The sequence below is a fragment of the Streptomyces sp. PA03-3a genome (assembly GCF_033792735.1).
Classification (GTDB): domain Bacteria; phylum Actinomycetota; class Actinomycetes; order Streptomycetales; family Streptomycetaceae; genus Actinacidiphila.
Genome location: NZ_JARAVM010000004.1, coordinates 228443 through 247760, shown reverse-complemented (window position 1 = coordinate 247760; position 19318 = coordinate 228443). Strand labels below are relative to the sequence as shown.

Annotated in this window: 15 protein-coding genes; 10 read left to right on the top strand and 5 right to left on the bottom strand. The window is 74.3% G+C overall.

Annotated elements, in window-relative coordinates:
* The first annotated feature begins 12 nt into the window (after positions 1–12).
* The 3 genes from PV342_RS06720 to yicI all read left to right on the top strand — a co-directional run bounded on the left by PV342_RS06720 (position 13) and on the right by yicI (position 4890).
* The gene (locus tag PV342_RS06720; protein WP_400800314.1) at positions 13–1050 is read left to right on the top strand and encodes a LacI family DNA-binding transcriptional regulator; all 1038 of its coding nucleotides are present in this window, start codon (positions 13–15) and stop codon (positions 1048–1050) included.
* A 106-nt stretch (positions 1051–1156) separates the two neighbouring features.
* Entirely contained in the window at positions 1157–2554 is a 1398-nt protein-coding gene (locus PV342_RS06715) for a GH1 family beta-glucosidase (protein ID WP_400800317.1), read from the top strand.
* Positions 2551–4890, top strand: a complete 2340-nt coding sequence (gene yicI / locus PV342_RS06710; RefSeq protein WP_500316140.1) for an alpha-xylosidase — start codon at positions 2551–2553, stop codon at positions 4888–4890. Before PV342_RS06715 ends, yicI begins: the two co-directional genes overlap by 4 nt.
* Before the next feature lie 324 nt (positions 4891–5214).
* On the opposite strand, the gene PV342_RS06705 is transcribed toward yicI, so the two are convergent.
* Together PV342_RS06705 and PV342_RS06700 are read right to left on the bottom strand one after the other, a co-directional pair.
* Positions 5215–5742, bottom strand: a complete 528-nt coding sequence (locus PV342_RS06705) for a hypothetical protein (RefSeq protein WP_400800325.1) — start codon at positions 5740–5742, stop codon at positions 5215–5217.
* A 114-nt stretch (positions 5743–5856) separates the two neighbouring features.
* Complete coding sequence (locus PV342_RS06700) at positions 5857–6648, bottom strand: glutamate racemase (protein ID WP_361007069.1); 792 nt, start codon at positions 6646–6648, stop codon at positions 5857–5859.
* A 56-nt stretch (positions 6649–6704) separates the two neighbouring features.
* Here PV342_RS06700 and PV342_RS06695 point away from each other — a divergent pair, with 56 nt between their 5' ends.
* A complete protein-coding gene (locus PV342_RS06695; RefSeq protein ID WP_500316138.1) occupies positions 6705–7925 on the top strand; it encodes a glycosyltransferase in 1221 nt (406 codons plus the stop codon).
* Here PV342_RS06695 and PV342_RS06690 read toward each other — a convergent pair.
* Positions 7889–9031: a glycosyltransferase family 4 protein gene (locus PV342_RS06690; protein WP_400800331.1), complete on the bottom strand. Its 1143-nt coding sequence runs from the start codon at positions 9029–9031 to the stop codon at positions 7889–7891. The two genes, PV342_RS06695 and PV342_RS06690, sit on opposite strands and share 37 nt — an antisense overlap.
* Before the next feature lie 335 nt (positions 9032–9366).
* On the opposite strand from PV342_RS06690, the gene PV342_RS06685 reads away from it, so the two are divergent.
* The 4 genes from PV342_RS06685 to PV342_RS06670 all read left to right on the top strand — a co-directional run bounded on the left by PV342_RS06685 (position 9367) and on the right by PV342_RS06670 (position 14118).
* Positions 9367–9876 (top strand): DUF6643 family protein, encoded by a 510-nt coding sequence (locus PV342_RS06685; protein WP_018562685.1) that lies wholly within the window; start codon positions 9367–9369, stop codon positions 9874–9876.
* A 60-nt stretch (positions 9877–9936) separates the two neighbouring features.
* A complete protein-coding gene (locus tag PV342_RS06680) occupies positions 9937–10773 on the top strand; it encodes an MOSC domain-containing protein (RefSeq protein WP_400800334.1) in 837 nt (278 codons plus the stop codon).
* A gap of 136 nt (positions 10774–10909) precedes the next feature.
* Positions 10910–11518, top strand: a complete 609-nt coding sequence (locus tag PV342_RS06675) for an Rv1733c family protein (RefSeq protein ID WP_500316136.1) — start codon at positions 10910–10912, stop codon at positions 11516–11518.
* A gap of 167 nt (positions 11519–11685) precedes the next feature.
* Positions 11686–14118 (top strand): right-handed parallel beta-helix repeat-containing protein, encoded by a 2433-nt coding sequence (locus PV342_RS06670; protein WP_500316134.1) that lies wholly within the window; start codon positions 11686–11688, stop codon positions 14116–14118.
* Here PV342_RS06670 and PV342_RS06665 read toward each other — a convergent pair.
* Positions 14088–16388 (bottom strand): hypothetical protein, encoded by a 2301-nt coding sequence (locus tag PV342_RS06665; RefSeq protein WP_500316132.1) that lies wholly within the window; start codon positions 16386–16388, stop codon positions 14088–14090. The two genes, PV342_RS06670 and PV342_RS06665, sit on opposite strands and share 31 nt — an antisense overlap.
* Positions 16389–16636: 248 nt before the next feature.
* Here PV342_RS06665 and PV342_RS06660 point away from each other — a divergent pair, with 248 nt between their 5' ends.
* The gene (locus tag PV342_RS06660) at positions 16637–17503 is read left to right on the top strand and encodes a DeoR/GlpR family DNA-binding transcription regulator (RefSeq protein WP_400800346.1); all 867 of its coding nucleotides are present in this window, start codon (positions 16637–16639) and stop codon (positions 17501–17503) included.
* A gap of 25 nt (positions 17504–17528) precedes the next feature.
* Positions 17529–18005 (top strand): SRPBCC family protein, encoded by a 477-nt coding sequence (locus PV342_RS06655; protein ID WP_400800349.1) that lies wholly within the window; start codon positions 17529–17531, stop codon positions 18003–18005.
* A gap of 15 nt (positions 18006–18020) precedes the next feature.
* Here the strand turns inward: PV342_RS06655 and PV342_RS06650 are convergent, their stop codons facing one another.
* Entirely contained in the window at positions 18021–19220 is a 1200-nt protein-coding gene (locus tag PV342_RS06650; protein ID WP_500316130.1) for a hypothetical protein, read from the bottom strand.
* Between the last annotated feature and the right edge of the window lie 98 nt (positions 19221–19318).

Genomic DNA, 19318 nt, shown 5'->3' with positions numbered 1-19318 from the left:
CGAAGGAGCCGCATGACCACCATCAAGGACGTCGCCCGGCGCGCCGGGGTCGCGCCCAGCACCGTGTCGTACGTCTTGAGCGGCTCTCGCAAGATCTCCGAGGACACCCGCCGCACCGTGCAGCAAGCGATCGACGAGCTCGGTTACCACCCGCGCGCCAGCGCCCGCACCCTGCGCAGCACACGCACCAACGTGCTGGCGCTCGCGCTCCCCCGCGTCGCGGGCGGCTACCGGGCGGTCGACGGGCGCTTCGCGATCGAGATCAGCGACGCGGCCCGCGCCCACGGGTACGACGTCCTGCTCATGACCGCGCAGGAGGGTGTGCCGGGGCTGCGCCGCATCGCACGCAGCGGCCAGGCGGACGCCGCGATCCTGATGGCCGTCGAGATGGACGACCCGCGCATCGCGGCCATGCTCGAACTCGGCTTCCCCGCCGCGCTGCTGGGACGGTCCGCCGACGACGCCGCGCTGCCGTGGACGGACCTGGACTGGGAGGCGGCCGCCACCCTCGCCGTCCGTGAACTCGTCGCCGCCGGGCACCGGGACATCGCGTACCTGGCCACCACCGAGCGCGAGATCCAGGCGCGGCGCGGCTACGCGATCCGGGGCCTTGCCGGTGCCCGCCGTACGGCGCCGGAGACCGGCGCCGACGTGCGCCTGCACCCGTCGACCGGGGACATGGCGCGGCTGGCGCGGCGCATCGGCACGCTGCTGCACGGGGAGCGCCCGCCCACCGCGCTGGTCGTGCAGCACGTCGCCGCGCTCCCGCACATCCTCGCCGCCGTTGCCGCGGAGGGACTGCGGGTGCCCGAGGACCTGGCCGTCGTGGCGGTCGGCAACCTCCCCGACGACCTGGGGGGTCAGGACCTGCCGCGCATCGAGCTGCCGGTCCCGGAGATGTCCGCCGCGGTGACACGGCTCGCCGTGGAGGCCATCGCCGCCCGCGCGCAGGGCACGTCCCCCACCCCGCCCGGGCACCTGCTGATCCCCCCGGCGTTCGTACCGGGTCCGCGGATCACCCCGCCCGGCCCACGCGGGGCGGACGCCTGAACCCGGCGCCGTCCGCCCGCGTCCTCCGTTCTCCGTCCGCCGCTCTTCGTTCTCCGTTCTCCGTTCGACCGACCGCGATCCACCCGAGCCCAGGGAGCACACCCCCATGTCCACCGATTTCCCGGTCTTCCCGCCCGGTTTCCGCTTCGGTGCCGCCACCGCCGCCTACCAGATCGAGGGCGCCCACGACGAAGACGGCCGCGGGCCGTCCATCTGGGACACCTTCAGCCACACCCCGGGCCGCACCGCCGAGGGCGCCACCGGTGACGTGGCCTGCGACCACTACCACCGTCACGCCGAGGACGTACGCCTCCTCTCCGACCTGGGCGTCGACTCCTACCGCTTCTCCGTCTCCTGGCCGCGTGTCGTCCCGCAGGGCCGCGGCGCCGTCAACGGCAAGGGCCTGGACTTCTACGACCGCCTCACCGACGACCTGCTCGCCGTGGGAATCTCCCCCGCCGTGACGCTCTACCACTGGGACCTCCCGCAGGCCCTGGAGGACGAGGGCGGCTGGCGCAACCGCGCGACGGCCGAGGCCTTCGCCGAGTACACGGCCGCCGTGGCCGAGCGGCTCGGGGACCGCGTGGAGCGCTGGATCACCCTCAACGAGCCCTACTGCTCGGCCTTCGTCGGCTACGCCGAGGGCCGGCACGCCCCCGGCGCCCAGGAGGGCACCGGCGCGCTGGCCGCCGCCCACCACCTGCTGCTCGGCCACGGCCTGGCCGTGCGCGCCCTGCGCGAGGCGGGCGCCCGCGAGGTCGGCATCACCCTCAACCTCGACCGCATCGAGGCCGCGAGCGACTCCCCCGCGGACCTGGCCGCGCTGCGCCGGGCCGAGACGCTGCACAACGACACGTGGACCGAACCGCTGTTCGCCGGCCGCTACCCCGCGGGCGAGGCCGAGACGTGGGGCGCGCTCGCCAACGGCTCGTACCGCCGCGAGGGCGACCTGGAGGTCATCGGGGCGCCGCTGGACTTCGTGGGCCTCAACTTCTACCGTCCCCTCACCGTCGTCGACGCCCCGCACCGCGAGCCCGACCCGGCCCGCCGTACCGCCGTCGACATCGGCGTGCGCGAGACCGACCCGTACGGGACGCGCCACACCACCATGGGCTGGCCCGTCGTCCCGGAGTCCTTCACGGCGCTGCTGCTGGAGCTCAAGGAGCGCTACCCCTCGCTGCCGCCCGCCTTCATCACGGAGAACGGCTCGGCCGAGGCCGACGTCGTCTCCGCCGACGGCCGCGTCGACGACGCCGACCGCGTGGCCTACCTGCGCGACCACCTCCACGCGCTCCTTGCCGCGATGGACGCGGGCATGGACGTGCGCGGCTACTACGTCTGGTCGCTGCTGGACAACTTCGAGTGGGCCCGGGGCTACGGCCAGCGCTTCGGCATCGTGCACGTCGACTACGACAACGGCGCCAAGCGCACGCCCAAGGCCAGCTACGGCTGGTACCGCGACCTGATCGGCGCCCACCGGGCGGGACGGCAGGAGCAGTCGTGAAGTTCACCGACGGCTTCTGGATGATGCGCCCGGGCGTCACGGCGAAGTACGCGACCTCCGTCGCCGACGCCTCGGTCGCGGACGACCGGATCGTCCTGCACGCCCCGGTGAAACCGGTGCACCGGCGCGGCGACACGCTCAACAGCCCGCTGCTGACGGTGGAGTGCTGGTCCCCCGCCGAGGGCGTGATCGGGGTGCGCACCACCCACCACGCGGGGAAGGCCCGCCGCGGCCCGGAGTTCGGCCTGCCTGGCGCCGCGGAGGGCGGCGCCGGGAAGACCTCCCGCGACGGCTCGGTGCTCGAACTGGCCTCGGGCGGACTGACGCTGCGCGTCGACACCTCCGCCCCGTGGCGGCTGGACTTCACGGCGGGCGGCCGCACCCTCACCTCGGCCGGCGCCCGCGGCACGGGCTTCGCCACCGACGCGGACGACCGGCACTTCATGGTCGCCCAGCTCTCGCTCGGCGTCGGTGAGACGGTGTACGGGCTCGGCGAGCGCTTCACCCCGTTCGTGAAGAACGGCCAGACCGTGGACATCTGGCAGGCGGACGGCGGCACGATCAGCGAGCAGGCGTACAAGAACGTCCCGTTCCACCTCACCAACCGCGGCTACGGCGTCTTCGTCAACCACCCCGGCAGGGTCTCTTACGAGGTCGGCTCCGAGGTGGTCGACCAGGTGCAGTTCAGCGTCGAGGACCAGTCGCTGGAGTACTTCGTCGTCCACGGGTCCACCCCGAAGGAGATCCTGGCCCGCTACACGGCCCTCACCGGCCGCCCCGCGCTGCCGCCGGCCTGGTCGTTCGGCCTGTGGCTGTCGACCTCCTTCACCACCTCCTACGACGAGGCGACCGTCAGCCACTTCGTGCAGGGGATGGCGGACCGCGGGATCCCGCTGAGCGTCTTCCACTTCGACTGCTTCTGGATGCGCGAGTACCAGTGGAGCGACTTCACCTGGGACGCGGAGGTCTTCCCCGACCCCGAGGGCATGCTCGCCCGGCTCAAGGAGCGCGGGCTGCGCGTCTCCGCCTGGATCAACCCGTACATCGCGCAGAAGTCGGCGCTCTTCGCGGAGGGCATGCGCGAGGGCTTCCTCGTCATGCGGCCGAACGGCGACGTGTGGCAGTGGGACCTGTGGCAGCCGGGGATGGCGCTGGTCGACTTCACCAACCCCGCCGCCCGCGCGTGGTACGCGGAGAAGCTGCGCGCGCTGCTGCGGCAGGGCGTCGACGTCTTCAAGACCGACTTCGGCGAGCGCATCCCGGTCGACGTGGTGTGGCACGACGGCTCCGACCCGGAGCGGATGCACAACTACTACGCGCAGCTCTACAACCAGGTCGTCTTCGACCTGCTGCGCGAGGAGCGCGGCGAGGGCGAGGCGGTGCTCTTCGCCCGCTCGGCGACCGCGGGCGGACAGCAGTTCCCGGTGCACTGGGGCGGCGACTGCGAGTCGACGTTCACGGCGATGGCGGACAGCCTGCGCGGCGGACTGTCGCTGGGGCTGTCGGGCTTCGGCTTCTGGAGCCACGACATCGGCGGCTTCGAGGGCACGCCGGACCCGGCGCTGTTCAAGCGCTGGGTCCAGTTCGGCCTGCTGTCCTCGCACAGCCGGCTGCACGGCAGCAAGTCCTACCGCGTGCCGTGGGAGTTCGGGGAGGAGGCGGTCGCCGTCACCCGCGACTTCACCCGGCTGAAGAACCGCCTCATGCCGTACCTGTTCCGGGCGGCACTGCAGGCCCGTGACGAGGGCACGCCCATGATGCGGGCCATGGTGCTGGAGTTCCCCGACGACCCGGCCTGCCACCACCTCGACCGGCAGTACATGCTCGGCGACGACGTGCTGGTCGCGCCGGTCCTCAGCGCGGACGGCGAGGTCGAGTACTACGTCCCGGCCGGCACCTGGACGCACCTGCTGACCGGCGAGCGCGTGGAGGGCCCGGGCTGGCGGCGCGAGACGCACGGCTTCGACACGCTCCCGCTGCTGGCCAAGCCCGGCTCGATGGTGCCCTTCGGCGCCTTCGAGGAGGCCCCGGAGTACGACTGGGCGGACGGGGTCACCCTGCGCGTGCACGCCCCGGCCGACGGCTCCGCGACCGTCACCGCCGTGCCGGCTCCGGACGGCTCCACGGCCGCCGTCTTCCGCGTCGGCCGTACGGGTGACACGGTCACGGTCGAGGCCCTGGGCGAGCGCCCGCCGGCCGCGCCGTGGAGCGTGCTGCTCGTCGGCGCGGACGTCACGGACGGGGTCGAGGGCGCCGTGTCGGCCGAGCGCACGGGGCTGGGCGTGCTCCTGACGTGCGCCGCGGGAACCGGGAGGGTGACGGCGCGCTGGTCGTGAGGACCGCGCACCGGCCGCTCCGGGCCTGCTCCCCGCCCCTGCCGGGCTAGGGCGTGTCGTCACATGCCCTCCCCCAACCTTCGGCCGGGGGTGCCCCCACTCAGCGGCGCCTGGCACGGCACTCCCCCAGCTCCGCTGGGAGGTGCCCCCACGCTGCGTTGTCGCATCGTCCGAGTAGCCCCCTACGAGGACGACTCTCCGCCTTGCGATGCACCGCACCTGGGGGCCCCTCCCAGCGTCAGCTGGGGGAGCCGCTGAGCCCGCCCTTCGGGCGGTGGGGGCCCCTCCCAGCGGTAGCTGGGGGAGCCCATGTGACGACACGCCCTAGGGGAGCAGGCCCAGCCGGCTGCGGATGGCCTGGACGGCGCCCTCGGCGTCGTCCACCGTGACGGTGAAGTGCCGGCCGTTGCCGAGGTCGATCACGACACCCGGCCCGCGGCGGACGACGACCGCGGTGCCCTGCTCGGGCCGCCAGCGGTATCCCCAGCCGCCCCAGTGGCGGGGGCTGACGACGGGGACGAGGTGGGCGTCGTTGATCTCCTCCCACCGGATCCGGCGGCGGGGCACGCCGATGTGGCCGCAGCGCACCTGGAGCCCGTCACGGTCCACGTTCACGCGCACATGCGTGAACGCGAGGGTTCCGAACAGCACCAGCAGCCCCGCTGCGATGCAGCCCACCACCGACATGACCAGCGGCACTGTGCCCGAGGTGTAGGGCGCGGTCACGGCGAGCTCGATGCCGAGCGCCATGCAGGCCGCCCCCGCGGCCGCGAGGAGCCACTGGAAGCGGTTGCTCGCGTGGCCTGTCCACACCTGGGATGTACGCGCGTCGTCACGCTGCGCGTCCGTCATAGTGCGCAGCCTACTCATCCCACGGCGTATTGGCACCGTTGCACGGGGGGATACGCCGAGATGGCCCGGGCGCGCCGAGGCCCTGGGGGCGTACGGCGGGGATCGCCGGACGGGTCAGCGCGCCTCGGCCGCCGCGGGTGCGACGGCGGCGGCTCCGAGGGAACGGCCCTCGGCGTAGGCCAGGGCCTCCGGCGTGACGGCGCCCGCCCGGCCGCTGAGGATCACCGCGAGGCTCCCGGTGGGTGCCGCGTCCGGCCGCGGCTCGGCGCCGATCCGGCGGAGCGTCTGGGCGGCGACGGCGTCGGCCGAGCCGTACAGCAGCGCGGGGGCGGCCAGCGCGGCCCGGATACGGTCGGCGACCAGCTCGTAGTGCGTGCAGCCGAGGACGACCGCCTCGACGTCGGAGGGCGTGAGTGCGGCCGCCGCGGCGACGGCGGCGGCGGTCGCGGCCTCGTCGGCCCGGTCGACGGCGTCGGCGAGGCCGGGGCAGGGCACCTCGGTGATCTCGGCGCCGTTGCCGAAGTCCTCGATCAGGCCGCGCTGGTAGGGGCTGCCGGTGGTCGCCGGGGTCGCCCAGATCGCCACCTTGCGGGCCCCGGCGGCGGCCGGCTTGATCGCCGGGACGGTGCCGACGACCGGGACCGCGGGTTCCAGGGCCGCGCGCAGTGCGGGCAGCGCGTGCACGGTGGCGGTGTTGCAGGCCACGATCAGCGCCTGCGGACGGTGCTCGGCGGCGGCGAGGGCGCAGGCCAGGGCGTGCGCGGTGACGTCCTCGGGAGTGCGCGGGCCCCAGGGCATGCCGTCGGGGTCGGAGGAGAGCACCAGGTCCGCGTCGGGCCGCAGCCGGCGGATGGCGGCGGCCGCGGCGAGCAGGCCGATACCGGAGTCCATCAGCGCGATCTTCACGGGGCACAACCTTACGCGATGCGATCGTCGGCCCGCTCTGCGGCCGTACCGGGGAAATGACGCACGTGGCGGGGCCACGGCGGCAGACTGCCCGAGTGACGTGGCTGACGTGGGTGACCGTGGTGTCGTTGCTGGCGTGGGTGTGGCTGCTGCTGGCGCAGGGGCTGTTCTGGCGGACGGACGTACGGCTGCCGGCCGCCGCGGCGGAGCCGCGGGAGTGGCCGGACGTGGCGGTGGTCGTCCCGGCGCGGGACGAGGCGGAGGTGCTGCCGGGGAGCCTGCCGAGCGTCCTGGCGCAGCGCTATCCGGGACGCGCCGAGGTCGTCCTGGTGGACGACGGCAGCAGCGACGGCACCGGGGAGCTGGCGCGCGGGCTGGCGGACCGGGCGGGCGGGCTGCCGCTGCGCGTGGTCTCGCCGGGGCCCGTCCCGGAGGGCTGGACGGGGAAGCTGTGGGCGGTGCGCCACGGCATCGAGGTGGCCACCTCGTCCGGCGGCCCGGGGTTCCTGCTGCTGACGGACGCCGACATCGCGCACGGCCCGGACTCGTTGCGCCGCCTGGTCGCCGCGGCTGAGGGCGCCGGTCTGGACATGGTGTCGCTGATGGCCCGGCTGCGGGTCGCCACCACCTGGGAGCGGCTGATCGTCCCGGCCTTCGTCTACTTCTTCGCCCAGCTGTACCCGTTCCGCCGGGTGAACCGGCCGCGCGGCAGGACCGCCGCGGCCGCCGGAGGATGCGTGCTGATCCGCCGCTCGGCGGTGGAGCGGGCGGGGGTGCCCGACGCGATCCGGCACGCGGTGATCGACGACGTGGCGCTGGCCCGCGCCGTCAAGCGGACCGGCGGCCGGATCTGGCTGGGCCTGGCCGACGAGGTCGACAGCGTCCGCCCCTACCCGGGCCTGTCCGAGCTGTGGCGGATGGTGTCGCGCAGCGCGTACGCGCAGCTGCGGCACAGCCCGGTCCTCCTGGCCGGCACGGTGCTCGGCCTGCTGCTGGTGTACGTGGTCCCGCCGCTGGCCGCGATCGGCGGGGCGCTCGCGGGCGACCGGTGGCTGTGCGCGGCGGGCGCGGCGGCGTGGGCCCTGATGTGCGGCACCTACCTGCCGATGCTCCGCTACTACCGGCAGCCGCCCTGGCCGGCGCTGCTGCTGCCGTTCACGGCGGTCCTCTATCTGCTGATGACGATCGACTCGGCGGTGCAGCACGGCCGGGGCCGCGGGGCCGCGTGGAAGGGCCGCACCTATGCGCGGCCGCGGCCCGACGACGCCTCGGCGTAGACGACGGCGAGCCGGGCGCCGACGGCCGCCGTGCCGTAGCGGCGCCGGGTGCGGTCGGCGAGGACCGTGGGCCGGCGCGCGGACAGCCGGGCGGCGGCCTCCACGAGCGCACGGCCGAGGGCGGGCGCGTCACCCGGTTCGACGAGCACCCCGCCGTCGTGCCCGACGAGTTCGGGCAGCGCGCCGGTGCGGGTCCCGACGACGGGGGTGCCGCAGCACAGCGCGTCCAGCGCGCGCACGCAGAAGCTCTCCACATGGCTCGCCATGAGGTAGAGGTCGGCGTGCGCGACGGTGTGCAGCGCCTCGGCGCGGCCGCGGGCCCGGCGCACCGTGACGAAGTGGGCCACTCCGCACGTGCGTATCAGCTCGCGCACGTCGGCGGGGAGTTCGGCGGACCCCTCGGCGACGACGTCCAGCCGCAGCCGCGGGTCCTTGACCCTGGCGGCGGCGAAGGCGTGGACCAGCACCTCCCAGCCCTCGTACGCCTCGAAGCGCCCGGCGGCCGCCACCCGCACGGGGTCCTGGCTGATCCGGGTCCGGGCGGGCACGGGCGGGAGCAACTCGGGGCCGACGGGGTGCGGGACAAGGCGGTGCCGGCCGGGGAGCCGGAGTTCGCCGAGCCTCAGCAGCACGGCGTCGCTGACCGCGAGGACGGCGGCGGCCTCGCGGTAGATCCGGGCACGGCCTCTTCGCGCGGGCCGTCCGGGAAGCGGGCGCGTGGGGTGGCCGAACAGGGACGGGTCGTCCTCGGTGAGGACGTACGGCAGCCCGGCGGACCGCGCGAGCCGGGGCAGCAGCACCTGGGCGCCCGGCAGATGGCCGTGGAGGAGGTCGAACCGGCCGCACTCGGCCGCCTCGTGGCGCAGCACGCCCGCTACGCGGCCCGCGGTGACCCGCCGTGCCATGGCGCCGCCGTGGGGGACGGCGACCTGGTAATGGTGCGGCCGCTCAGGATCGCGGCCGGCGTAGGGGAGCCCGCGGACGGCGGGCAGGGTCAACGCGTGGACGGCCACCACGTCGACGACGTCGGCGACGGCCGCCGCGGCCTTGTGCCATTCGTCGGGCCGTGTCGGCCGGTTCTGCCCGAAGAGCATGGCGACGCGCATGGCTCACTGTGGCATATCCGGGGCCTCCCGGGACGAAGTTCGCCGGAGTCACGGAAACGCCGCGTTCCTCCTTCGTGCGGGTGACCTGTTGGTGCGCGAGAGTGTCGGTCCCGTCACCCTCCGGCACCGTCCCGGCGGGTGCTTCCCCGCGCCCGCGTTCCCGCGTGCCAAGCGGTAACGCCCCAGGCCCAGCGCCTTTACGGGATCCGAACGGCGGCCACGGACCGATTTACTCCGATTCGATGGCAATACGGTTCAGCCGTCACTCACTGCACATGAAATGACCTGCTAATCGGTCTCCCCAACCAGCACATCGTGGGCTTAACTTATGGGCTATGACCTCCCCCCGCGGTTCTTACGGCGGTGGCTACTACACGTCGCCGTTCTTCCCCGACACCCCGATCTACGACAGCCTGGTCGCAGAGCGGGGCACCCCCCAGATCGCGCCGATCCGCGTCCCGTCCGCGTACGAGACCACCGGCAGCAATCTCCCGGCCCTGCCGGCCGCGCTCCCCGCGCTGCCCGCCGGTCCCTCCCACCACTCCTCCGCGCCGAGCACGCCGTCGTACTCCGGCTACTCGGCGCCCGGTTACCAGCAGCCCCAGCTGCAGCAGGCACCGGCGCCCTACATCCCGCAGCAGGCCACCGCGCCCCGGCCCGCGGCCTTCAACGGCGGGTACCAGACGCAGCAGGCCCCGCAGCAGTACCAGGGCCCGGCCGGCTACGAGCAGGTGCGTCCCGCGGCGGCCCCGCGTCCGGCGCCGCCGCGCCCCGTGGCGCCCACCGGCTACGACGAGCAGCCGTACCAGCGGCGCAACCTCGGCCAGGGCTACTACTCGGGCTGATGCCCGCGGGCGGCCCGGTCCCCGCCGACGGGTGACCGCGCCGCCTGGCACGATGGCGGAATGACGACTCCGACGCCGACACCCCGCCTCAGCGCACTGCACGTCCACCCCGTCAAGTCACTCGGTGGACAGCGGTTGTCCGAGGCAGCGGTGGAGCCGTGGGGGCTCGCCGGAGACCGCCGGTGGATGCTCGCCGACGCTGCGGGACGATGCGTCACGCAGCGCGAGCAGCCCCGGCTGGCCCTGGCGCGCGCGGAGTCGTCCCCCGGCGGTGGGCTGCTGCTCACCGCCCCGGGGATGCCGGTGCTGGACATCGACGTACCGGAACCGTCCACGACGGTCCCGGTGCACCTCTGGGGCGACAAGGTGGAGGCCGTGCCCGCGGGAGAGGCGGCCGCCGCCTGGTTCAGCGGGTACCTGGGGACGGAGGTCGCCCTCGTCCACCTCGACGACCCCGGCCGCCGCCGCCCGATCGACCCGGAGTACGCACGCCCCGGGGAGACCGTCAGCTTCGCCGACGGCTTCCCCCTGCTCGTGACGACCGAGGCCTCGCTGGCCGCCCTCAACGCGCTGGTCGCCGCGGGCGACCACCCTGGGGAGGGGCCGCTGCCGATGGACCGCTTCCGCCCCAACGCCGTGATCGCGGGGACCGACGCCTGGGCCGAGGACACCTGGACCCGGATCCGCATCGGGGAAGTCGAGTTCCGCGTGGTGAAGCCCTGTGGGCGTTGCGTGGTGACGACGACGGACCAGGACACGGCGGTCCGCGGCCGGGAGCCGCTGCGCACCCTCGCGCGCCACCGCAGATTCGGGGGCAGACTGGTTTTCGGACAGAATCTCGTGCCCGTACGACCCGGAACACTCCGGGTGGGCGACGCGTTGTTGATAGTGGAGTGAACGCGTCCCGAGACCGCGGCACGGTCCGGGCCCCGGCGGGTGCCGGCGTGAGACGGCCCCCCTCCCGCCCGGTCCATGCCGCGCATGTGCCGTGCCATGTGCGGTACTTGGACGGTGACAGGGGGTGCGACGACCGATGGCGGCCACGCACGTGCGGTGGTGGCGTTGGCGGAAGAACAGCCTGCGCCGCCGTTCCGACGTGTTCGAGGCCTGCGCGGGAGTCGCGGCGGGCTGCGCCATCGTCTTGGGGGCCCCGGCCGCGGGGCTGACGGCCGGGCTGGCCGTGGACCACTCCCTCCAGCACACCGTCAGCGTCCAGCACGCGGACCGCACGCAGGTCGCCGCCGTGGTGCTCAAGGCCGGACCGCGTGAGGCCGCCGACCCCGACCCCGAGTCCGGCCGCGTCCGCGAGGAAGGCCGCGACGCCCTGGTCCGCTGGACCGCGCCGGACGGTCACGTCCACACCGCCCAGGTACGGGTGGGCGCCGCCCACGACAAGGGCGACCACGTGGCGATGTGGACCGACAAGTCCGGTGCCGTGCCCGCACCCGCGCCCCTGGACTCCCGCTCCGCCACCACGCACGCGATGCTCGCCGGCATCGGCACCTTCCTCGCCGCGGGCGTGCTGGGGTTGATGGGACGCCAGCTGCTCATGTGGCAGTTGATGCGCCGCAGGCTCGCCGAGTGGGAGCGTGAGTGGGCCGCTGCCGGCCAGAGCTGGGGCCGGGCCGGAGCGGGCGGCTGACCACACCGGGTACGCACGCCGGTGCCTGCGATCATCCGCAATCGGCCTCATCCGGCCGGATCCATCAGGTGATCCATCAGCATCTGGGTGCTGGCGCGCGCCCGGTGCGCGCTACCGTGGAGGCCCCCAGGTCGGCGCAGTGCAAGAGGACGGGGCAGAGCATCTCCATGGCACAGGGCGTGGTTCAGGTGACGCACACCAGCAGCTCGCGGTGGCGCCGCCGCACGGGAGAGTACGAGAGCCTCGCCGCGGCCCTGGATGCGGCCGCCGAGGGCGATGTGCTCTCGGTCAACCCCGGGACCTACCGGGAGAACCTCGTCGTGGAGAAGGTCATAACGCTCCGCGCGGCCGAGGGGCCGGGCTCCGTGCGGATCGCCCCGCCGGCGGGTGTCGCCCTGACCGTCCGGGCCGCCGCGACGGTCAAGGACCTCTCCGTCGAGGGCCAGGACACCTCCGCCGCCGCCCTGCTCGTCGAGGGTGCCACGCCCGAACTCACCGGACTGCGGGTCAGCACCCGTTCCGCGGTGGGCATAGAGGTCCGTGACGGGGCGCGGCCGACCGTGCGCCGCTGCACCGTGGACAACCCGGCCGGGCTCGGGATCAGCGTCCTGGAGGCCGCGGGCGGCCTGTTCGAGGAGTGCGAGGTGGTGGCCGCCGGCCAGACCGGCATCTCCGTGCGCGGCGGCTCCTCCCCGCGGCTGGAACGCTGCCGGGTGCGCAACGCCTCCGGCGCGGGAATCTCCCTCACCGGGGAGGGCACCGTGGCCGAGGCGGTCGGCTGCGAGGTGTACGAGGTCAAGGGCACCGGTGTGCAGGTCGCCTCGCGCGCCGCCGGACACCTCACCGAGTGCCAGGTGCACCGCACCACCGGCGACGGCATCACCCTGGACACCGACGCGGTCCTGACCCTCTCCGACTGCGACATCCACGACGTGCCCGAGAACGCCGTCGACCTGCGCTCCCGCGCGGTCCTCACCCTCACGCGCACCACGGTGCGGCGCTTCGGCCGCAACGGGCTGTCCGTCTGGGACCCGGGCACCCGGGTGGACGCCAACCAGTGCGAGATCCACGACAGCCAGGGCGACTACCCGGCGGTCTGGGTCAGCGACGGCGCGGCCGTCGTCCTCGACTCCTGCCGCGTGCGCGACGTCCCCGACGCCCTGTTCGTCCTCGACCGGGGCTCGCGCGCCGACGTCGTCGACAGCGACATCTCCCAGGTCCGCAACACCGCGGTCTCGGTCAGCGACGGCGCCACCGTGCAGCTCGACGACTGCCGCATCCGCGAGGCCTCCACCGGCGCCTGGTTCCGCGACCACGGCAGCGGCGGCACGCTGTCCGCCTGCACCATCGACGACACGGCGACCGGTGTCATCGTGACGAAGGGCGCCGACCCCGCGTTGGAGCGCTGTGTCGTCACCAACCCGGCCGAGGCCGGGTTCTACGTCTCCGCGGGGGGCCGCGGCACCTTCACCGGCTGCCGGGTCACGGGCAGCCGGGGCTACGGCTTCCACATCATCGACGGGTGCCGCTCCACGCTCACCCGCTGCCGCACGGAACGCTGCGCACGCGGCGGTTACGAGTTCGCCGAGCCGGGCCCGGTGACGGAGGACTGCACCGGGGACCAGAGCGGTGAGCGCCGCACCCTGCCCGAATCGTCGGGGGTGCCCGCTCCGGCGGGTGAACGGCAGCCCGCGGCCGCGTCGTTCGGGCTGCTCGGCGGCCTGCCCGTGACACCGACCGGCGCCACCGAGGCGGCGGCCTCCCCCGCCCCGTCCCCGGCGGAGGACACCCGGCCCTCGGACGAGGTCCTGGCCGAACTCGACGCGCTGGTCGGCCTGGAGAACGTCAAGCGGGAGGTGCGCTCCCTGATCGACCTGATCGCGGTGGGCCGCAGACGCCTCGAGGCCGGGCTCAAGGCCCCCTCCCCGCGCCGCCACCTGGTCTTCACCGGCTCCCCCGGTACGGGCAAGACGACCGTCGCCCGGCTCTACGGCGAGATCCTGGCCACCCTGGGCGTGCTGGAGCGCGGCCACCTGGTGGAGGTGGCCCGCGTCGACCTGGTGGGCGAGCACATCGGCTCGACGGCCATCCGCACCCAGGAGGCCTTCGAACGGGCCCGGGGCGGAGTCCTGTTCATCGACGAGGCGTACGCCCTCGCCCCCGAGGACTCGGGCCGGGACTTCGGGCGGGAGGCGATCGACACCCTGGTGAAGCTGATGGAGGACCACCGCGACGCCGTCGTGGTGATCGTCGCCGGCTACACGGCGGAGATGGAGCACTTCCTGTCCGCCAACCCCGGTGTCGCCTCCCGCTTCTCGCGGACCATCACCTTCGACGACTACACCCCGGTCGAACTGCTGCGGATCGTGCGGGCCCAGGCCGAGGAGCACGAGTACCAGCTCTCCGAGGACACCGGCGAGGCGCTGTACAAGTACTTCACCGCGATCCCCAAGGGGCCGGCCTTCGGCAACGGCCGCACCGCCCGGCAGACCTTCGAGGCCATGGTCGAGCGCCACGCGGGCCGGCTCGCCCGGATCAGCGAGCCCAGCCATGAGGAGCTGCAACTGCTCTACCCCGAGGACCTCCCCCCGCTGCCCTGACCCTGCACGGGCAGCGTCCCCTCCGTGTTCCGGTGCAGCCAGCCGAGCAGGGAGCCGCGCTCGGCCGCGAAGGCCGGATCGGCCTGGTAGTCGAAGTGGGTCAGCAGGGGCGCGGGCAGAGGGTGTTCCTCCGTCCGCCCGTACGCCGCGGGATCGGGCAGCGGCGCACGGTCGACCGGTGGCCCGGGCTCGTCGAGGTGGACCGGGCCGCCGATGGGATCCGTACGGCGCCACAGGTTGCGCCAGGCGTGCAGCTCGACGTGGAGCGAGGTCAGGGCCGGGGGCCCGAAGTAGGCCGGGAACCAGCGCCCGTACAGCCGTCCCAGCGGAGAACCGTAGGTGAGCAGGGCGATCCGCGCCCGGGTCGCCGGATCCAGCTGCCAGACCGCCGCCGCGGCCAGGACGCTCCCCTGGGAGTGCCCGGAGAGGATGATCCGGCCGCGGTGCGCCCGCGTCCAGGTCGTCATGCGCCAGGTGAGGTCGGGCACGGCGCGCTCGGCGTAGCAGGGCGGGGCGAAGGGGTGCGCGGCGCGGGGCCAGAAGGTGCCCACGTCCCAGAGGATGCCGACGGTGCGGCGCGCCCCGGCGTCGCGGTAGGCCCTGCGGCCGAGCGCGATCAGGGCGACCACGCCGGCGCCGACCAGCCAGGAGCCGAGGTTCTGGGCGGCCTGAGCGACCGTGCGCACCCATCCGGGCGCGCCGGGCCCGGCGCGCCCGGGGACGGCACCGCTCAGCCAGGCCCCGGCGAGCGCCCCGGCACCCAGCAGAAAGGCCACGCCCCCGACGACCCCGATGAACAGGGCCGCCTGGTCGGTGAGTTCCGCCCTGGCCCGGGCCAGGGCGATCTGGCGGCTCCGCGCGGGCTCGTACTCCTCCCCCGGGTAGTCGGCCTCCACCTTCGGCACCAGCGCCCTGGTCCGGCGCAGCAGGCGCCTGCCGCGCACGACGACCACCACGGCCAGCACCAGGAGCAGCACCGGGATCGCCGAGGCCTGCCAGGACAGCAGCACGGGCGGCCCGGCGACGACGCCGCCCGCGCTGCCGGGCGTGGCACCGCGGTCGAGCCAGTCCGCGACCCGCTGGGCGATCCCTCCGGTGAGCACCCCGCCGAGGGAGCAGGCCAGCAGGGCCACGGCAGGTCCGCCCAGACCGCGCAGCTCCGCCCGGCCGCCGCCTGAGCGGTGCATCAGATGGGCGACGCCCGCGAGCGCCACGAGCAACAGCCCCTGGGTGAGGGCGAGCCAGCCGAAGGCCTCCCCGGACGGCAGCCGGCCGACGGCGCTCCAGCCCGGCCGGTGCCAGCAGGCGTACCCGGCCGCGGTCAGCAGCGCGGCGGCCGTCCCGCCGAGCATGACCCGGGCCAGCCGTGGATCCAGGGCCTCGTCCGGCGCGTGCTCGCTGCGTCCCATGCCGCACGTCACGGCGACCACCGCGACCGTCAACCCGGCCAGGGCGCCGGTCAGCAGCCAGCCGACGGCGGCGAGTATCCGGATCCCGCCCACGTCCATGTCCCGCTCCAGCGGGGGCACGACCAGCGCGACCGCCACCGTGAGCAGCCCCGCCGCCGTGTGGGCCGCGCGGAGCCGGGCCACCAGCCGCCGTCCGTACCAGAAACCGCGCCGGGCCAGCGGTGTGACGTCCGGACCCTCGCGCTCGCCGGGATGCGGGCCGGGCAGGGGCCGCTGGGACTCGTAGGCGTACCAGGTGCGCCGGGAGAGCCACCAGAGCAGCAGGGTCAGTCCGGCGGGCAGCGCGGCCCCCGCGGCGATCCGGCGCCCCGGCTCGCCGGCGGCGAGGAAGGAGAGCCAGCTCTTGCCGCCCGCGCAAGCGGCGTTGCCCGCGCACTGCCAGGCCACCAGGTCCATCGCGACCTCGCAGGCCGCGGCCACCAGCAGCACCGTCAGGGACAGCGCCAGCAGCCGCACCAGCACGTCGTACGCCCGGTCCATGCCCGGCCGGGAGACCGGCGGCCGCATCCAGTGGGCCAGATTGGCCACCATGAAGGGGAGCAGGAGCAGCCAGAGCGCGCGACTGCCGTCCCCGGACGTCAGATTGCACCAGGAGTAGGCGTCGGGCACCGGGCCCTCGCCGTACTCCTGCGAGCGGCGCTCCGCGTCGGCGTCGCCGGCACGCCGGTAGATCCCGGCGGTGTCGTCACCGCAGACGCGCGTGATGCGCGGGTCGTTGAGCATCGTCTGCGGCGTCGTCCCACCGACGCCGTGGACCAGCAGCTCGAGCGACAGCTCCGTTCGTACCGTATCCGACCGCATCGCGATCGCCTCCCGTACTTTCCCCGTGGCGCGCGTACGGCATCGCGCGTATTCAGAATCGGGCACACGTACCAGTACTGGACAGGGGTGTTCACGAATGCCACCCGAACGTGTCACGCGAGGTGCGTGTGGGACCGGTCACCCCGCGCCCTTCGCCCCCCTTCCCGCGGGGGAGGTCGTGGAAGGATGGCGAGACTGCCGGTCCGGGCAGCATCGGGATCACATCAGAGGATGGGACGGGACCTCGGGTGAGCGACAACCAGAACCTGCTCGCGGAACAGCGGCGTGCCCTGATCCTGGACGAGGTCCGGCGGCGCGGCGGGGTCCGGGTCAACGAGCTGACCCGGAGGCTGAACGTCTCGGACATGACCGTCCGCCGCGACCTCGACGCGCTCGCCCGTCAGGGCGTGGTCGAGAAGGTCCACGGCGGTGCCGTGCCGGTCGCCCCGGCCAGCAGCCACGAACCGGGCTTCGAGGCGAAGGCCGGCCTCGAGCCCGGGGCCAAGGAGGCCATCGCCCGCGCCGCCGCGCGGCTGGTCACCCCCGGCAGCGCCATCGCCCTCACGGGCGGCACGACGACGTACGCGCTCGCCCACCATCTGCTCGACGTGCCCGACCTCACCGTGGTCACCAACTCCGTACGGGTCGCCGACGTCTTCCACTCCGCGGCCCGCGGCGCGGCCGCCGGCCGCGAGGGCGCCGCGACCGTCGTCCTCACCGGTGGTGTGCGCACCCCCTCGGACTCCCTCGTCGGCCCCGTCGCGGACCGGGCGATCGGCTCGCTCCACTTCGACCTGCTCTTCCTCGGCGTCCACGGGATCTCGGTCGAGGCGGGCCTGTCCACCCCCAACCTGGCCGAGGCGGAGACCAACCGGCGCTTCGTCCGCTCCGCCCGCCGGGTGGTCGTGATCGCCGACCACACCAAGTGGGGCACCGTGGGCCTGAGTTCCTTCGCCACGCTGGAGGACGTGGACACCCTCGTCACGGACGCGGGCATCCCCGAGGTGCTCCGGGCGGAGATCGCCGAGCACCTGTCGGACCTCGTCGTCGCCGGTGAGCCGGGGGACTACGAGCCGGGCACCGCCGCCGCGGGCGAGGGCCCCGCAGACAACTGACTGGCCATCAACTACCGTACGGCGCATGAAGCGCCGACTGCGCCCCACACGCCAGGTGGACCTGGGCTTCCTCGTCTCAGCGCCGCTCCGCCTCGTCTTCGCCGCCGACACGGCGGCGCCCCCCGAAGCCGTCCACGCCGCTCTCGCCAAGGACACCGAGGGCTGGACGGCGTGGTTCGACGCCGTCACGACCGCCGTACCGACCGCCACTGGCCGCACGGTCGGGCTGCGCGGAGGCATCCGCTTCGAGGAGACGATCCTCGCCGACGAACCCCCGCGACGCTTCGCCTATCGCGCCGACGCGACCAACGCCCCCGGTCTGCGCGCCCTGCTGGAGGAGTGGGCGCTCTCCCCCACCGCTGTCGGCGGCACCCGTGTCCGCTGGACGTTCGCCGCCGACGGCCCGCCGGCCCTGCGCACCTTCCTGCTGATGTCCCGGCCGGGCCTGGGCCTGTCGTTCCGTTCCGCGGTCCGCTCGCTTGACCGCCGGCTGGCCTCCTGAGCGGGGCCGGGGGCTTCAGGTCCGGGAGACGGTGCCGCAGTCCTCGGCCCCGGTCTGCTCGGCTGCGAGGTCCCTGCTGCGGTCGTAGGGGTCCACGGTGGGTCCCGACCGATCGGCGTCGTCACCCTGTGAGGCGTCGGAGGCGAACTGCGGGTGGAGCCAGCCGTCGTGGACGGTGCAGGACGAGTTGGCGACGTCGTCGTCGTACCGGGTGACCGCGAACCTGCCGGGGGTGACCCGGTAGCGGGACGGGTCGGGGAACTCCACGTCCAGGACGCGGCGGATGATCGTCCGGGCGACCTCGGTGGATCCGGACCCCGCCTTCACCACGGGGTACACGAAGGTGTAGTCGGCGTGGACGGCCACGGCGCGGTCCTTGCCCTTCGTGAACGTCATCCGGCCGCGGGTCTTGACCACCTCTCCGGCCAGGGCGACTTCGGAGGGCTTGAAGCGCGTCGCGAGCCGGAGCGGGTCGTTCTTCCCGGTCGGCTCGCGGAAGGCCGTCTCGAAACGGGTGCGCATCTCGCGCTGGCTCGGATCGAGCATCCCCAGGGCGGCGTCCGGCCGTTGCCCCCGAAGCGTGGCGGGGTCGAGGTTGGTGTCGACCAGGTACGCCTTGACGTTCTTCAGGGCCGCCGTCACCTGCGCCGACGTCATCCAGCCGGCAGGCCGCGCCTTCGGCGGGACGATCCCCGCGGCGCCGTCGGCGTACTGCTTCGCCGGGGAGCCGGCGAACGGGTCGCGGAGCGTGGGCGTGCCGGGGAAGGGCTCCTGCGAAGGGGCGCTCGTCGGCTCCGCCGTCTCCATGGGGAGCGGCGAGGAGTCCGGCGCCGCGCTGCGGTCGCCGGCGCGCATCATGTCGAGGGCCCAGCCCGGGTTCAGGGCGAACAGCAGCAGCCCGACGGCGACGAGGACACCGACCAGCCCGAGCCCGCGGCGGCGCCGGTGGCCGCGCTCCTCGACCTGGTAGAGCGAGGGGCCGGTGCGCCAGCCCTCCGGCTGCGCCGGCGGCGGGTTGCCGCGTCCCCTGCGCTTGCCGCGGCGCGCCGCCTGCTCGTCCTGCTGCCGCAGCCGCTCGGTGACCATACGGGCGCGCGCGGAGGGTTCCTTGGGCGCCGACGCGCGGATGTCCGCCTCGGAGTCCCGTACGAAACGGTCCCAGACGTCGTCGGGAACAGAGGGCACGTCGTCGGGGGACGGCGGGGAGGTGGGCACCGGAGGCTCTTTCACGAGGTCGGGCGGACAGGCCTTTCTATAACCGAACACAGGTTCCCCACAAGTCCCGTGGGCCCCGCCGCCCCCCGCCATCGACG

Bases quoted from the DNA above. Each gene is read 5' to 3' on its own strand.
- PV342_RS06680 (WP_400800334.1), top strand. From the start codon at position 9,937: ATGACGACTCCGACGCCGACACCCCGCCTCAGCGCACTGCACGTCCAC.
- PV342_RS06705 (WP_400800325.1), bottom strand. From the start codon at position 5,742: ATGACGGACGCGCAGCGTGACGACGCGCGTACATCCCAGGTGTGGACA.
- PV342_RS06720 (WP_400800314.1), top strand. From the start codon at position 13: ATGACCACCATCAAGGACGTCGCCCGGCGCGCCGGGGTCGCGCCCAGC.
- PV342_RS06655 (WP_400800349.1), top strand. From the start codon at position 17,529: ATGAAGCGCCGACTGCGCCCCACACGCCAGGTGGACCTGGGCTTCCTC.
- PV342_RS06715 (WP_400800317.1), top strand. From the start codon at position 1,157: ATGTCCACCGATTTCCCGGTCTTCCCGCCCGGTTTCCGCTTCGGTGCC.
- PV342_RS06685 (WP_018562685.1), top strand. From the start codon at position 9,367: ATGACCTCCCCCCGCGGTTCTTACGGCGGTGGCTACTACACGTCGCCG.
- PV342_RS06670 (WP_500316134.1), top strand. From the start codon at position 11,686: ATGGCACAGGGCGTGGTTCAGGTGACGCACACCAGCAGCTCGCGGTGG.
- PV342_RS06695 (WP_500316138.1), top strand. From the start codon at position 6,705: ATGACGCACGTGGCGGGGCCACGGCGGCAGACTGCCCGAGTGACGTGG.
- PV342_RS06675 (WP_500316136.1), top strand. From the start codon at position 10,910: ATGGCGGCCACGCACGTGCGGTGGTGGCGTTGGCGGAAGAACAGCCTG.
- PV342_RS06665 (WP_500316132.1), bottom strand. From the start codon at position 16,388: ATGCGGTCGGATACGGTACGAACGGAGCTGTCGCTCGAGCTGCTGGTC.
- PV342_RS06690 (WP_400800331.1), bottom strand. From the start codon at position 9,031: ATGCGCGTCGCCATGCTCTTCGGGCAGAACCGGCCGACACGGCCCGAC.